This window comes from Leptospirales bacterium (genome assembly GCA_019694655.1).
Lineage (GTDB): Bacteria > Spirochaetota > Leptospiria > Leptospirales > Leptonemataceae > SSF53.
In genome coordinates this window covers 134,898-149,139 of sequence record JAIBBN010000005.1, presented here as the reverse complement: position 1 = coordinate 149,139, position 14,242 = coordinate 134,898, and the positions used below count along the sequence as shown (strand labels likewise).

Annotated in this window: 12 protein-coding genes and 1 tRNA gene; 7 read left to right on the top strand and 6 right to left on the bottom strand. The window is 60.0% G+C overall.

What is annotated here, in order from left to right; genetic code table 11:
• Positions 1–116: 116 nt before the first annotated feature.
• Positions 117–1,472: a hemolysin family protein gene (locus K1X75_10245; GenBank protein ID MBX7058432.1), complete on the bottom strand. Its 1,356-nt coding sequence runs from the start codon at positions 1,470–1,472 to the stop codon at positions 117–119.
• A 361-nt stretch (positions 1,473–1,833) separates the two neighbouring features.
• Here K1X75_10245 and map point away from each other — a divergent pair, with 361 nt between their 5' ends.
• The 4 genes from map to K1X75_10225 all read left to right on the top strand — a co-directional run bounded on the left by map (position 1,834) and on the right by K1X75_10225 (position 3,771).
• Positions 1,834–2,592, top strand: a complete 759-nt coding sequence (map, locus tag K1X75_10240; GenBank protein ID MBX7058431.1) for a type I methionyl aminopeptidase — start codon at positions 1,834–1,836, stop codon at positions 2,590–2,592.
• Positions 2,589–3,134 carry a hypothetical protein gene (locus K1X75_10235; GenBank protein ID MBX7058430.1) on the top strand — a complete coding sequence of 182 codons (546 nt, stop codon included), beginning with the start codon at positions 2,589–2,591 and terminating at the stop codon, positions 3,132–3,134. Before map ends, K1X75_10235 begins: the two co-directional genes overlap by 4 nt.
• A 61-nt stretch (positions 3,135–3,195) precedes the next feature.
• Positions 3,196–3,267, top strand: a tRNA-Arg gene (locus K1X75_10230).
• A 99-nt stretch (positions 3,268–3,366) separates the two neighbouring features.
• Positions 3,367–3,771 carry a hypothetical protein gene (locus K1X75_10225; protein MBX7058429.1) on the top strand — a complete coding sequence of 135 codons (405 nt, stop codon included), beginning with the start codon at positions 3,367–3,369 and terminating at the stop codon, positions 3,769–3,771.
• A 105-nt stretch (positions 3,772–3,876) separates the two neighbouring features.
• Here the strand turns inward: K1X75_10225 and K1X75_10220 are convergent, their stop codons facing one another.
• The 5 genes from K1X75_10220 to K1X75_10200 all read right to left on the bottom strand — a co-directional run bounded on the left by K1X75_10220 (position 3,877) and on the right by K1X75_10200 (position 9,701).
• Positions 3,877–5,319, bottom strand: a complete 1,443-nt coding sequence (locus tag K1X75_10220; protein ID MBX7058428.1) for a hypothetical protein — start codon at positions 5,317–5,319, stop codon at positions 3,877–3,879.
• A 170-nt stretch (positions 5,320–5,489) separates the two neighbouring features.
• Positions 5,490–5,825 carry an STAS domain-containing protein gene (locus K1X75_10215; GenBank protein ID MBX7058427.1) on the bottom strand — a complete coding sequence of 112 codons (336 nt, stop codon included), beginning with the start codon at positions 5,823–5,825 and terminating at the stop codon, positions 5,490–5,492.
• 96 nt (positions 5,826–5,921) lie between these two features.
• Complete coding sequence (gene tgt, locus K1X75_10210; GenBank protein MBX7058426.1) at positions 5,922–7,067, bottom strand: tRNA guanosine(34) transglycosylase Tgt; 1,146 nt, start codon at positions 7,065–7,067, stop codon at positions 5,922–5,924.
• 16 nt (positions 7,068–7,083) lie between these two features.
• Positions 7,084–8,292: a tetratricopeptide repeat protein gene (locus K1X75_10205; GenBank protein ID MBX7058425.1), complete on the bottom strand. Its 1,209-nt coding sequence runs from the start codon at positions 8,290–8,292 to the stop codon at positions 7,084–7,086.
• Between the two features lie 110 nt (positions 8,293–8,402).
• Positions 8,403–9,701, bottom strand: a complete 1,299-nt coding sequence (locus K1X75_10200; protein MBX7058424.1) for a 1-acyl-sn-glycerol-3-phosphate acyltransferase — start codon at positions 9,699–9,701, stop codon at positions 8,403–8,405.
• A gap of 147 nt (positions 9,702–9,848) precedes the next feature.
• Here K1X75_10200 and leuS point away from each other — a divergent pair, with 147 nt between their 5' ends.
• From leuS to K1X75_10185, 3 genes are read left to right on the top strand one after another with little or no spacing between them, the layout of a single operon-like run.
• The gene (leuS, locus tag K1X75_10195) at positions 9,849–12,542 is read left to right on the top strand and encodes a leucine--tRNA ligase (GenBank protein ID MBX7058423.1); all 2,694 of its coding nucleotides are present in this window, start codon (positions 9,849–9,851) and stop codon (positions 12,540–12,542) included.
• On the top strand, positions 12,543–13,832 hold the full coding sequence (locus tag K1X75_10190; protein ID MBX7058422.1) for an adenylate/guanylate cyclase domain-containing protein: 1,290 nt from the start codon (positions 12,543–12,545) through the stop codon (positions 13,830–13,832). It begins immediately after the preceding gene.
• Entirely contained in the window at positions 13,829–14,242 is a 414-nt protein-coding gene (locus tag K1X75_10185) for a ribonuclease HI family protein (GenBank protein MBX7058421.1), read from the top strand. Before K1X75_10190 ends, K1X75_10185 begins: the two co-directional genes overlap by 4 nt.

Sequence of the window (14,242 nt, the reverse complement as noted above, 5' to 3'; positions counted from 1 at the left end):
CAAAATTGCACACGCGCTTTTTGCAGCGTCCGCGAAGAAAGGCTTCTGGACAAGAAAAATCCGGGCATTCGCCTTCGGCGGCCGGGCCGCAAGCCGCTGAGCTCCGAGATGCGACCTCAGGCTTGCGCCGGCGAATGACCGCCCTGGTCTTCCGATTCGATGTCCGCTTCTGGCGGCTTGCGCTGAACGCGAAATTGAGTCAATTGCTGCCGTACTCGTCGGGTCAATTCGATAGTAAATCCATCAAGGGCGAGGCGTTCGCCAATGGCCGGGAATCGGCCAAGCCGTTCAATGACGAAGCCGGCAACGGTATTGTAGCCATCGGCTTCGGGAATAGAATTCTCGCCAAAGTGCTCATTGAAGTCAATGATCGAGCAAGATCCGTTGACGCGAAATCGACCCTCGCCATCTTCGCGAATATCTTTCTCTTCCGGATCCGGCGTCTGATCGTCAATTTCGCCTACAATCTCTTCGAGAATGTCTTCCAGAGAGATCAGGCCGGCGGTGCCGCCATACTCGTCGACGACAATAGCAATGTGGAAATGCTGCCGCCGCATGTCGTCCAGCACCTTGTCGATTTTCATCGATTCCGGAATGAAGTTGGCCGGTCGCAACAGTTCGCGCATTCGGGCATCGGCGCGTCGAAAGCGGGCGCGCATTAGATCGCGCACATGCAGTATCCCCACAATGTGGTCGAGGTTGCTATCGTAGACCGGAATGCGACTGAATGGAGAATCGACAATTTTCTCCAGCTCTTCCGGCGCAGCGTCGACGCGAATTGCGCGGATCTCCACGCGCGGCGTCATGACCTCCCGGGCGCTGGTATCATTGAGTTCAAAGACATTGCGCATCAGCACATGTTCGTTGCTTTCAATGGCGCCGGCGCGGACTCCTTCCTCCAGCATGACGCGAATCTCATCTTCAACAAATCTGGTTTCACTGAAACTGGTGCGATCCTTGAACAGCCGCAGCACCAGATTGCTGGACAGCGTCAGAAGACCGGTGAATGCAAAAAAGATTCGCGATAGAACATGCAAAGGGCGAGCGACCGCCAGGGAAAACTGTTCGGCATAGCGATGCGCCAGACTCTTCGGAATCAGCTCGCCGAAAACCAGCGTAAAATAGGAAAGAATCAGGACCAGCGCAACCAGCGCCGCGTCCTCCACAAATTCCCGACCCCAGGGCAATTGCAGACTGGCAAGCCACGGCGAGAGATGCGTCAGAAAACGGGCGCCGCCATAGACGGAGGCCAGGGTGCCCGCCAGACTTACGCCGATTTGCACCGTGGCAAAAAAACTGTCCGGGTTCTTCTTGATTTCTACCAGCAGCGCAGCGCGGCGGCTGCCAGACTCAATCAGCGATTGCAATCGACTGCGCTTCACGGAAATGACGGCAATTTCCGAACCAGAAAAAAAGCCATTGAGGCCTATCAACAGGCCGAGGATCAGAAGGTCGGTTCCAAGTCCGTCCATCGCTTAGCCGTCCAGCGCCCCGGCCAGGGACAAAGAATCGACCGGCAACCGGAGGGCGCAAAAGGAACGATGCGGATCAAAACGTTGCGGAGGCTTCACAGAGAGCGGCAATCTTGGAACAGGGGCCTCAGCAAGGGCTGACGCCTGCTGGCGCCAACCGCAACTGCGGCGCGCTGTATTTGAATGTTCCAGGCTCTCCATGGCCAGTACTTTTTTTGCTCAGCCCCGACTGCCGCACCCGGCAAATCGCTGCCGCCCGGCAACTGGCCGTCCGCGGACCCCGAAAAAGAAAATGAGCAGACGGGAGAGGCCATAACCACGACCGGGAAAGGAAGCGCCTGAATTCTGGGGGCGCGGCAGCATGATCCACATCAAGAACAACCAGGAAATCCAGAAGATGCGCGAGGCTGGCAAGTTGGCGGCTGAAGTACTTGCTGAAACCGGACTGCGCGTTGCGGCGGGGGTCAGCACCCTCGAGCTCAACGATTTTGCCCACCGCTTCACGATCAAGCGCGGCGCAGAGAGCGCTCCCCTGAACTACCGCGGCTTTCCGAAGTCCATTTGCTCTTCCATCAATGATGTCGTCTGCCATGGCATCCCCAGCAAGAAGGACGTGCTCAAGGATGGCGACATAATCAACCTGGATATAACCGTCCGCTTGAAGGGTTATCATGGCGATACCTCGCGCATGTTCAAGGTAGGCCAGATCAGCGCCGATGCCGAACGACTGCTCCAGGATACAGAGCGCGCGATGTGGATTGGAATCGAGCAGATCCGGCCGGAGGCCCGGGTGTGCGACATCGGCGAAGCCATCGACGGCTTTCTGAGTCCCCTTGGCTACGGCATAGTCCGCGATCTGACGGGACATGGCATCGGTCGCAGCTTCCATGAGGAGCCTTCCATTCCGCATTACCGGCAGCGCGCTATCCGCGATCGTCTGCGCGCCGGAATGATCTTTACCGTGGAACCGATGGTCAATCGCGGCGGCTACCAGGTCGAATTCGACGAGGGCGACGGCTGGACCGTACGCACCAAAGACGGCTCGCTCTCGGCGCAGTACGAGCATACCTGTCTGGTAACCGACGGCGGCTACGAAATCCTGACCAGGCTTGGCGAATGAGGCGGCGAAGTCTTTCAGTCCTGCTGCCGATCGCCCTGCTCCTGCTGCTGACGGGTTGTCCCGGACGTATTCGGGTAGCCGAAGGAGATCTGCGACGCGTCGAATTGCGCGAGCATGGCGTGGAGGTGGTCTTTCCCGCTGACTGGACGCGAGAGGAGGGCGAATTCTTTCACCTCTCAGCCTTCTCGCCTGATGAGGCCGGCGTTCGCTTTGAGTACCGCGGCTTGCAGCAACGACCCAGAGATAAGGACGGCAAGCGCCGGTATGCTCTGGGTTGGTACCAGGCAATCGCTCTGAGCTACCACGGCTGGAAATATATCTCGCAGGGCGTCGACCAGAGCGATAGCGAGGGCTCCTTTCGCTTCGAGGGCCTCTACCTGGCCGACGGCCGGCGCCTGCGTAAGATGGGCGTATTGCGCTTTCGAGGCAATCGCGTGCACGCCCTCTATTACACGGCGCCGGAAGACGAATTTGAGCGCTACCGCCCGCTCTTTGATATCATGGATCGCCTACATCGCTACTTGCCTGCCGAGTCGCCCTGATCTGGCCAAAATCCGGTTGCCGCAGCATTGGGCAATTTGACTCTGACGAGCGTTTGTTCAAGCGCCTATAGCTCAATGGATAGAGCGCAGGTCTCCGGAACCTGAAATCGGGGTTCGAGTCCCTGTAGGCGCAAATTCTACCTTAGGCCAGGGAGCCCGGAGGAAGACGCCGGCGGCGTCGATTGGAATTGTGCTAGAACAGTTCTGATGGCGCTCAGCGGATGCAACTGCAATGATCCTGGAAATGCTGGGCTATATCGTCGTCGCGTTAGGCGCCATCGTCGCTGGCTGGGGGCTCTTCCATCAGCTGATCGTCGGCGGCGCAGTGACTGCGTTTCGAAATATTAGCGAGAATGAGGCGCGCCTGTTTATTATGGGCTGGGTCGCCCATGGCGCCTTTATCTCATTGGCCGGCATCTTGCCGGTGATTCTGGTTCTGTTCTACGGCGCCCTGGCTGCGCCCGTGCAAACTACGCTGCTACTTTGCGCGGTAGCCACCTTGTTTCTATCGCTGCATGTTTTCTTGAGCGGCTTCAGTACGCACTTCAAGCCAATCCGAATCGGCGCTGTCCTGAATCTGGTCTATGGGCTCTTTCTGCTGGCCTTTGTGCTTGTTGCCAATCCGCTGCTGGATTGATGGGCGCGGCCCGATAGAAAAGCGCCAACGGCCTGTCCGAAATCCAATAAAAAAGCCCGACCGCAAATCGCCGGTCGGGCTTGCACAGCAGCGAGAAGCAAAGGCTTACTGCATATTCTCCGAAGGCTGTGTCTGGTTGTCCTGCATGCCGCCGGCATCGGATGGGTTATCGTTTGCTGGCTGCATCGGCTGGTCAGGCTGCCCCGCATTTTCGTTTCCAGCGGGCGTAGTTTGCTCTTCGGCCGGTTTCTGCGGGGTAATCGGTCCGCGCTTGGGCGGAATAGCCAGGACCTGGCCCGGATATATCAGGTTCGGATTTTCGCCTATGGTAGCCCGGTTGGCCTCATAGATCCGCCGCCACAGCCGGCTGTTGCCATAGACGGAGCGGCGACGGGCAATGCAGGAAAGGCAATCCGCCGGGCGGCGGCGCTGCACCGTATACTGCCGTTGATCGCCAGTGACCACCGGTTGCGGCTCCGTTGTAACGTTGCTCTGGCGCGAACGCCCGGAGAGCAAGGCGGTCTGCTCGAATACGATTTCACTCAGGCGGATGGCCTCGTCAGAGTCGCGAATGGATTCCTCGTATTTGCGATCGCTGTTGTTCTGGCGCGCTGAATTCAGCGCCTCGCCTGCGGCCGCAACCTGCTCATTGATTGTCTGCAATTGTTGACCGGCTTCGGCGTCGCCGCGGTTGCGCGGCGTATTGATCAGGTTGTAGTCGCGCTGCGCTCCGGATACGGCGCGTTCCGCTTCTTGCAGACGACGGCCGGCATAGTTTTCGGCGGCGGCCAGCGCCAGCGCCTGCGCCATCTGCTCGGCTTCTTTGAGCGAAGCGGCGCCGGCCTTTAGCTCATCGCTATTGATCTGCGCTTCAGCTTCGGCCAGTTTGGCCTGTGCAGCGCTGAGTCCGGCGGCATTGCTTTCCGCGGCGCCCCAGGCGGAGGCCCGTTCCAGCGTTTGACGAACGCCAGACAACGAATCGAGCATGTCCTGTTTTTGCGCCAGAGAGGCGCTGCGTGCGCGATCAGCTGCGGCCTGTGCATCCTGAAATTTGCGCGCAGCCTGGCTGAGTTGTTCCAGGGTTGCCGGATCGCCTGCTGGCGCGGCCGCTGCGGCCTGGCTGAGTCGGTCGCCATCCTGAAAGAGCGATTGCGCCGCCGAGAAGTCGTTTGGCGCCAGCGATTCTGCATAAGCCCGATCGGCCGCGGCAATGCTCTGCTCCGCTGCGCTGCGCGTTTCGCGGGCGTGGATTGGAGCAGCGATGCCGCGCGCAGCCAGCGACTGTGCTGCAGACTCAGCAGCCTTCTCACGCGCCGCTTTGTAGTCGTCGTCAGACAACTTTTGATGGGCCTCGAGCAGCGCCGCACGGGCCGCATTGTATTGCTCGGCGGCATGGCGGGGCGCCTGGTCTGCAATCGCAGCATCCAGCTGTGTGCGCGCCTCTGTAAGCTCCTGGACCGGGACCGAGCTGCCACAATGGACAAGCGCAAGGGTCACTCCAGCGGCAAGGCTCAGAACAAGGGCTGAGCGGTGCAGTTTGCCTCTCATGAAACTATCCTCCAGATGCAAATCAAGTACGATGACAATCGCAAAGATGAAACAGGTCTCGCAGGCAGCGGCCCGCAATCAGGCCATGATTGCCCTGGCCGCCTCTCCGGCGCCACTGAAAAAAGAAGGGACCTTCCGCAGCCGCCGTCCTGCGGCCGCGTACAGTAGTTTTACTTGAAGGCGGCGACGGCGTCGCCTTCGGAATCGTAGATTTCGAAAAAGGACGTCAATTTGGTGAGTTCGAATACTTTACGAACAGAACCGGAAACATTGATGATCTTCAGGCCGCCCTGATACTTCTTCAAATTGGAAAGACTGGAGATCAAGGCTCCAATGCCCGACGAATCGATGTACGAAACGCGGTCCAGATTGATGATGACGTTGTACTTTTGCTCTTCAATCAGCTTGTTAATCAGCTCTTTGATTTCTGGAGCATTGTACAGGTCGATCTCGCCGTTAACGTCCAGAATAGCGATATCGTTTACTTCGCGTCTCGAAATTTCCATACCTGAGCAATGAGCCTTCGCTCCCCCCGCATCCGCAAGGAAGTTTTTAAGAGAAAAGAAGGCGCGGCTCTGAAGCGGCCATGTCAAGATAAAAAATCAAGGGGCCTCCGGGATTTTTTCCCAACGGCTCTTGAAGGCCGACCAATCGCCCTGGCGGATCGCCCGGCGGGCGGCATGCATAAAATCGGCATAAAAGTGCAGGTTGTGTAAAGTCGCCATCATTGGACCAAGCATCTCTCCGGCTTGAAACAGATGTCGCAGATAGGCCCTGCTGTAGTTGCGGCAGACCCGACAGTTGCATGCCCCATCCAGGGGCGCCTGATCCTCGGCAAAGCGTTGGTTGCGGATGTTGATTCGACCCTGCCAGGTAAAAAGCTGACCATTCCGGGCGTTACGCGTCGGCAGGACGCAATCGAACATGTCAAATCCGCAATCGATAGCCGCTGCCAGATCGGGCAAAGCCCCCACCCCCATCAAGTAGCGAGGCCGCAGCGGGTCAAGCCGTGGCGCCAGTTGCGCCAGCATGGCGTGCAACTCCTCGCGACTCTCGCCAACCGAAAGGCCGCCAATGGCGATTCCATCCCAGTCGCCGGACTGAATCTGATCCAGCGATTCATGACGCAGCTTCCGATCGAGGCCGCCCTGGGCGATGCCAAAGAGATGATGGCGGCCGAACTGCCAGCGCCCGGCCTCAATCAAGCGACTCCGTTCGGCCAGGGTGCGCGCCGCCCATTGATGGGTGCGCTGCAGCGATTGCTGCAAGCGTTCGGCGCTGGCCTCGGCCGGCGGACAATCGTCCAGCGCCATCATGATATTGCTGCCAAAAGCCAGCTGCAACTGCAGCGTTGATTCGGGACTGAAGAAATGGGCGCTGCCGTCAATGTGGCTGCGAAATTCAACGCCCTCGGACGAGAGCCGGACTCGCTCCGAAAGCGAATAAACCTGAAAGCCGCCGCTATCCGTCAAGAGTGCGCCATCGTTCCAGCCAATAAAACGGTGCAGTCCTCCCAGCTTTTCAATCAGCTGGCTTCCGGGTCGCAAGTAGAGATGGTAGCTGTTACCCAGGATTAAGCGATAGCCAATCTCCCGCAGGTCTTCGATCCAGGCGCCCTTGATAGCGCCGCGTGTTCCGACCGGCATGAAAACTGGCGTCGATATCTGGAGCTGCCCCAGCCGCAGTTGCCCGCAGCGTGCAAAAGCCTGGGAAGGGATCGATTGCTCAGCCGAGTAGATCGGACCCATCTGACCAGAGCCAGAATCAGTGCGCGGACGGCAACTGATCGAGGAGGCGCAGCACCTCGGGATCGGCATCCACGCCAGCGTATTGCCGGTACAGCGGCGCAATAGCGCGGGTCAAGCCGCGCAGCCGCGCCAGACGCTCCTGCTCGGAGGCGCCCAGTGCGCTGCGTCTGGAGAGCTGCAGCTCTTCCTCGCCGTAAAAAAGCAAGGCGATGGCGTACAGATCGCGGTTACGGACGTTGCCATTGATCAGCTGCTGCAAATTTTCAGCCACGACGCGCTGCGATTCATCGCGCCTGCTGCGCTCCTGGGCGTTGGATTGCCGCTCATAGTAGCGCATGCGGTAGTAATGGGCGATGGCCAGATCAATGCGCGGCTCTGGCTGGTTGCGCAAGCCAAGCGCTGCAGCGGCAACTTCGGCGACGCGATCCAGCAGACGAACGGCCTGCTCTTCCTGCGCCGACTCCAGGCGGCGCACCCGGTAGGCTTCCAGCAGGGCGCGAGCGTAGCTTTTATAGAAGGAATACTCCTCGTAAACGTAGCGGAAATTGACTCGATTCTGCCAGGCTCGCTCGTAGTAGCTCAGGGCGCGCAGCGGCGCATCCTCCTGGCGACGGCGCAAGGCTGGCGAATAAAACAGGTCGCCAAGGGCGGCGCTGGCCTCTGGCAGCGAGGCGTCCGCCGAGAGGGCTTCATTGTAACTCAGTACGGCGCGCTCCGTGTCGCCGCGATTGCGATAGTGGTCGCCGCGTTTCTTCAAACCATAGGCGCGCTCCAGATTCTCCGTTTCCAGGGTCCGCGCTACAAAGTGCCCCTCGCGCACACGCAACAAAATACCCTGCCCGGTTAACACCCAGCCGTAGAAGGGATTGTTCAGGATCTGCGTGACCTCGATCTCGCCGACGATCAGCCCATTCCGATAACGCTGGTGGTGTGGATCTTTATCGATTACGTAAAGCTTCTGGCCTATCTTCAGGCCGCGACGGTTCTGTACCTTGACGGTTACTTGATCGAGCCTGGTGTCGAGGCCAGGAAACGCGGTCTGGGCGCCCTGCACCTGAGCCTCGGGGGCCTTGGTCTTGCTCTGGATTTCGCCCACCAGAATCATACGCTCCGGCTGTTGCGTCTGGTAGTTGCGGAAGGCGAAGACCAGCTCCGTGCGATCGGCCGAAACGGCCGCCGGGAGGGCGCAAAGCACAGCGGGAAGGATCCAGAGGCGCAGTCTCATCAGCAAGGTGCGCGGCCTGGGCGCGCATTCTGATTTTCGGCGGGAAAGGCGGCAGCGCCGAGGAATAATTGCCGCACAGCCGGCGCCCGCCGGCGGCCCGACAGCGCCTGTTAAAGATGGCCGTCGGTCTCGCCGACATCATTGGGCGCAACGATTGGTTCACTCAGAGCCTGAGCGCGCTCCAGCATTCCTTCCATCTGTGCGCGAATCTTGCCGTTCAGCGCTTCCACCGCTGCGTTCTTATCGGCGCGATAGGCTTCGTAGTGTTCGCCCAGGGACATGGGCTGAGCCAGGCTCAACCTGGCGGTGCGCGGCAGCGGATGTGGCTCGCCGCCCAGGGCGCGCGGCGTCTTGCCCAGCGCCAGCGATTCGAAGCGCTGCAGCCACTCGTAGAATCGCTCCGGCGTAGGCCGACTGATCAGATACTCGGGCTTGATGACGATGAAGTCGTAGGCTTTGACACACTCGCGATTGGCCTCCTGCAAAGCCGCGTGACTGAGCTGGGGCAAGTCCGGCGCCTCATAGCCGACCTCCAGCAACTCAATGATGCTGGTCAGATGACGAAGCTTATGGATAGCATCCGCTTCTTTGTCGTAGTGCTTCAAGTTCATGGAGCGCGCCACGTTATCCAGAATGCGATGCCGCAGACGGCCAACGCGATAGGTGAAATCGGTTTCCGGACGCACTTCAATGTGATAGCGCTTCTCAAAGTCCTCCAGCAGCAAGCGACCGACCATCAGAAAGCGGCGCAGCAGGTTGCGTCCGCCAGGATCGGCGCCCAGTTTTTGCTCAATGGCCGCAATGGAGTGCTCCAGGTGCTTTAGAATTTCCGGACGCGGCGTTTGAATGACGTACTTGATGAATCCCGGCAGAATGGTGATGTCCGCGTTCGGTTCGTTTTTACGCGCGTCAGCCAGTGCGGCAAAGCTCAGCTTCAGGAAGCCGGCCTGGAAGGGCATCAGGCTGTCGTTCTCGCCGCACATCGGCTCGCCTTCCGGAAAGATGACCAGCTTGCCGCCGGCGGCGGCCAGAATCTGGCGCGTCATACGCATTGATTCGCGATCGGGAACGCCAGGCAGAACGCTGTATGCGCCAATGCCGGAGAACAGTTTGCCAACAGCGCCAAATAGAAAATCGAAAGCGCGGCGCGTGGCCATGTAGCGAAAACGGCTGCCCATCACATTGGCCACATGGTAGGCGATCAGGGGCTCGGCCTGACTGGGGTGATTGGTGAAAAAGAGGAGACGCCGATCGCGGAGCGAACGCAAGAGCCGCCGGTCTTCCGGCTCGATTGCTATCTCGCGAATGTTCTGGTACTGCTGCAGCGCCATGGGCAGCGCGGCGTCCACAAACCAGGCCGCTGCCAGATTGAAATCCGGCGGAATGAAGAACTGCTTGATCGATGCCACGGCGGCATGCTCCAGAGCGCCGCGCCATCCGGCAATGGATTCCTGACGCCGTCGGAGCGATTCGTCGCCAGTGCGATCGGCCGCGCCTGAAGCCGTTCAGGTTTGAAAGCTCTTGCCGCCCTGCCCAGGCGCGCCAGTCTGCGCAACATGAGCTATCCTTTCGCTGAAATCGAGCGCAAGTGGCAGGCTGTCTGGGAACAGCAGCGCATTTTCCGCACCGGCGAGGATCGCAGCCGTCCCAAATACTACGTTCTTGATATGTTCCCCTACCCCTCCGGCGCCGGCCTGCATGTTGGCCACCCCGAGGGCTATACCGCCACCGACATCATCGCCCGCTACAAGCGCATGCGCGGCTATAACGTACTCCATCCGATGGGCTGGGATGCCTTTGGCCTGCCGGCCGAGCGTTACGCCATGCAGACCGGCATCCATCCGGCACAAACCACGAAGGAAAATATTGATAACTTTCGCCGACAGCTGAAGGCGCTGGGATTCAGCTACGACTGGGAGCGCGAGCTCAGCACAACGGACAAGGAGTACTATCGCTGGACGCAATGGATCTTCCTGAAGCTCTTCCACAGCTGGTATGATCCCGAACAGAACAAGGCGCGGCCGATCAGTGACTTGCAGATTCCAGCGGAGCACGCCGGCGATGCCAGCGCTCGTCGCGCTTACACGGATTCGCACCGGCTTGCCTATGTAGCCGAGATGCCGGTCAACTGGTGCGCCGAACTGGGCACTGTTCTGGCCAACGAGGAGGTTGAGGAATGGACCTCCAAAGGTTACAGCGTGGAACGCCGACCGATGCGGCAGTGGATGCTGCGCATTACTGCTTACGCTGAACGATTGCTGTCCGGCCTTGAAGGCCTGGATTGGCCGGCCGGGACGCTGGAACTGCAACGCAACTGGATTGGACGCTCGGAGGGAGCGGAGATTGACTTTGCAGTGGCGCGCAAGGGCAAGGGCATGCGCCTGAAACGTCGCGAGGACGGCGCGGCCTTGCGCGTCTATACAACCAGACCGGATACGATCTTTGGCGTCACCTACATGGTGCTGGCGCCCGAGCACCCCATGCTCAAGGAGCTGACCACGGCGCAGCAGCGCAAGATGGTCGAACACTACGTCCATGAGACGGCCCGCAAATCGGAACGGGATCGCCAGGCGCAGGGCGAGAAAGCGCAAAAGAGCGGAGTCTTTACCGGCGGCTATGTCATTCATCCGCTGACCGGCGAAGGCATTCCGGTCTGGACGGCGGACTACGTGCTGATGGGCTATGGGACCGGCGCAATCATGGCCGTACCAGCCCACGATGAACGCGACTTTGCCTTTGCCCGCAAGTTTGATTTGCCGCTGCGACGCGTCGTCGCCCCCGCCAGCGAGAAAGTAAAGAAAAGCGAACGAAATCCAGGCTCGGAGGACGCTGTGCCGGACTTCGAAGCTTTGCAGCAATCGGCGCGCGAGGGCGCCGTGATGAAAGAGGCCTTCACCGCTCAAGGCCAGGGGGTGCACAGCGGACTGCTCGACGGCCATCCTACCGCCGAAGCCATCGCGCGCATGGCCGAGCATCTCGACGCGCTCAACCTCGGACTGCGCCGCGTCAACTACCGCCTGCGCGACTGGCTATTTTCGCGTCAGCGCTACTGGGGGGAGCCGATTCCGATCAGCTTCGATGACGATGGCGCCTTTGTGGCCGAAGCGGAAAAGGACCTTCCGCTGGAACTGCCGGACTCAGACCAGTTTCAGCCGGCGGCCAGCGGAGAATCGCCGCTGGCAAATCTTTCGGACTGGGTGCAATTCAAACGGGGCGGCAAGGCGCTGCGCCGCGAAACCAACACCATGCCGCAATGGGCTGGCAGCTGTTGGTACTACTTACGATTTATCGACCCGCGCAACAAGAAGACGCTTGTTGATCCGGATAAGGAGCGCTACTGGATGGGCGACGGCGGCGTCGACCTCTACGTCGGCGGATCGGAGCATGCCGTACTTCACTTGCTCTATGCGCGCTTCTGGCAGCAGGCGCTCTACGATCTGGGCTATGTCAGCAGTCCGGAGCCCTTCCGCAAGCTGATCCATCAGGGCCTGATCCTTGGCGAAGACGGCGAAAAAATGTCCAAGTCGCGGGGCAACGTGGTCAATCCCGACGAAGTGGTGCAACGCTATGGCGCCGACGCTTTTCGTATGTTCGAGATGTTTCTGGGCCCGCTGGATCAGGTAAAACCCTGGGCCTCGCGCGGCATTGAAGGCGTCTTCCGCTTTTTGATGCGCGTCTGGCGCATGTTTACCTATCCGGCCGGCATGGACGACGATTCCGCGCCGCAAGCGCTCTCCGAAGCGCGCATCGATCCAGAGCTGCTGGAGCCAGCGCCCGCCGAACGTCTGCGTCAGACAGAACGCATCGTGCACCAGACAATCCGCAAGGTCACGGAGGACATCGAGCGCTTTGCTTTCAACACAGCAATCTCTCAGCTGATGATCTTCACCAACGAATTTCTAAGCGAGAAGCGGCTGGGAGGCGACAACGCGCGATCCTTCATCAAACTGCTTTCGCCCTTTGCTCCGCATCTGGCCGATGAACTCTGGGCGCTGCTGGGCGAGAAGAGCGTGCTGGCCCATCAGGACTGGCCGGGCTTTGATCTCGAGCGTGCGGCAGAGGATGAACTCGAAATCGTATTCCAGGTCAACGGCAAGGTGCGCGCCCGCGCGAAGGCCCCTGTCGACGAAGCCGAGGAACAGCTGCAGGGACGCGCGTTGAATGACGAGAGCGTCAAACGCGCCATGGATGGCAAGAGTCCCAAGCGGATCATAGTTGTAAAAAACAAACTGGTCAATATCGTAGTATAGATGAAACCTGCTGAGCTTTGGCGATCCATCCAGCGTTGGTCTGGCGCATTGATTGCCCCGCCGCCGCCGGAGCTACAAAGCATTCTGCAGGCGGAAACGGAGCGCAACCTGGCGCAGATTGCCGTCGTGCGCTTCGTCGGCGGCAGCGTCTGGCTGCTGATGGCCATTGTGGCTGGCATCGCGCTGGAACAGCCCGATTGGCTGCGCCCGCTTCCAACAGTGGCGCTCTATGCCGCGCTGGCCGTTGTTCTGCTTTTTGGCGCACAGCGCTGGCCGGTCGTCAAACGTGCGCGTCTCTGGGCGCTGCCGGCGGTGGATTTCCCGCTGATCTTTCTTTCGATGGATGCCTCCCTGGCGGACGCTCCGCATCCTACCGCCGGCGCCATGATCGTTGCGCTGGCCTTTGTGCTATTTATTGTGCCAGCCCCGGCTGGCGCGCGCGCATTCTTTACCGGGATCGCTGCATTGGAGGGCTTTGTTCTTTCGGCCATCTTGCTGCACCATGCCGGCGTAAAGTTTCCGGCGTGGACGCCAACGCTGGCGGCGGTCTTTGCCGTCGCCTGGCTGGCAGGCGCGCTGGTCGGCCGGCGGGCGCTGATCATTGCCCGCGAATACTCGGACGAACGCAGCAAGCGCGAACGCATGGGACGCTACTTTTCTCCGGAGGTAGCGCAGCAAATCCTGGAGCAGCCGGAGGCGGCGGCCCAGGGTCAGCTGCAGCAGGTCACGGCGCTATTTGCTGATTTGCGCGGCTTTACTGCAATGAGCGAGAAAATGAGCCCGGAAGACGTGGTATCGCTGCTCAATGGCTATCTGGAGCGCATGGTTGCCGTCATTTTTGCACATGGCGGCACGCTGGATAAATTTCTGGGCGATGGCATTCTGGCCTACTTTGGAGCGCCGCTGATACGCGAAGACCACGCCCTGCGCGCCGCGAGGTGCGCCATGGATATGCACCAGGCGCTGGAGCAATTGAATAAAGAGCGTGCGGCCAGCGGCCTGGCGGCGCTGCAGATTGGCATTGGACTCAACAGCGGAGCGGCGCTGGTCGGCGACATTGGTCCGGCCACGCGTCGCGAATTCACGGTCGTAGGCGATACGATCAACCTGGCCTCGCGCATCGAGGCTTTGACCAAGGAACTGGGACGGTCTCCGCTTGCGGCGCGCAGTGTTGTCGATGCCGCCGGCGAGAGCAGCGGTCTTTCCTGGCAGAGCGCCGGCGAGATTTCGGTGCGCGGCAAGGAGACGCCCGTGGAGCTGCTGCAGCTTCATTGGGACGCATCGAAATGAAGCGGCTGACTCTCTACTGCGATGGCGCATCGCGCGGCAATCCTGGCCCGGCGGCCATTGGCGCGGCGCTCTTTGCCGAGGATGGCGCCGAACTGGCTACGGTCAGCCGCTGCCTGGGCGTCGCGACTAACAATGAAGCGGAATATAAGGCGCTGATTGAGGGCGCGCAGGCCGCCTCAGCTCTTGTTGATCCTGCGCAGGTAGAACTTTTGGTGCGCATGGATTCGCAACTGGTGGTCCGGCAGATTATTGGTCAGTACAAAGTAAAGCACGCTGGCCTGCGCGAACTCCACAAAGCCGCTCGCTCCATCCTGAATGAATTTGCGAAATTGCACATGGAACACATCCCTCGCGAACAGAACAAACGAGCCGATCAGCTGGCCAACCTTGCCCTCGACGCAGGCAACTGA

Excerpts from the sequence above, each read along its gene's own strand:
- K1X75_10245 (MBX7058432.1), bottom strand. The coding sequence starts at position 1,472 with ATGGACGGACTTGGAACCGACCTTCTGATCCTCGGCCTGTTGATAGGC.
- map (MBX7058431.1), top strand. The coding sequence starts at position 1,834 with ATGATCCACATCAAGAACAACCAGGAAATCCAGAAGATGCGCGAGGCT.
- K1X75_10235 (MBX7058430.1), top strand. The coding sequence starts at position 2,589 with ATGAGGCGGCGAAGTCTTTCAGTCCTGCTGCCGATCGCCCTGCTCCTG.
- K1X75_10225 (MBX7058429.1), top strand. The coding sequence starts at position 3,367 with ATGATCCTGGAAATGCTGGGCTATATCGTCGTCGCGTTAGGCGCCATC.
- K1X75_10220 (MBX7058428.1), bottom strand. The coding sequence starts at position 5,319 with ATGAGAGGCAAACTGCACCGCTCAGCCCTTGTTCTGAGCCTTGCCGCT.
- K1X75_10215 (MBX7058427.1), bottom strand. The coding sequence starts at position 5,825 with ATGGAAATTTCGAGACGCGAAGTAAACGATATCGCTATTCTGGACGTT.
- tgt (MBX7058426.1), bottom strand. The coding sequence starts at position 7,067 with ATGGGTCCGATCTACTCGGCTGAGCAATCGATCCCTTCCCAGGCTTTT.
- K1X75_10205 (MBX7058425.1), bottom strand. The coding sequence starts at position 8,292 with ATGAGACTGCGCCTCTGGATCCTTCCCGCTGTGCTTTGCGCCCTCCCG.
- leuS (MBX7058423.1), top strand. The coding sequence starts at position 9,849 with ATGAGCTATCCTTTCGCTGAAATCGAGCGCAAGTGGCAGGCTGTCTGG.
- K1X75_10190 (MBX7058422.1), top strand. The coding sequence starts at position 12,543 with ATGAAACCTGCTGAGCTTTGGCGATCCATCCAGCGTTGGTCTGGCGCA.
- K1X75_10185 (MBX7058421.1), top strand. The coding sequence starts at position 13,829 with ATGAAGCGGCTGACTCTCTACTGCGATGGCGCATCGCGCGGCAATCCT.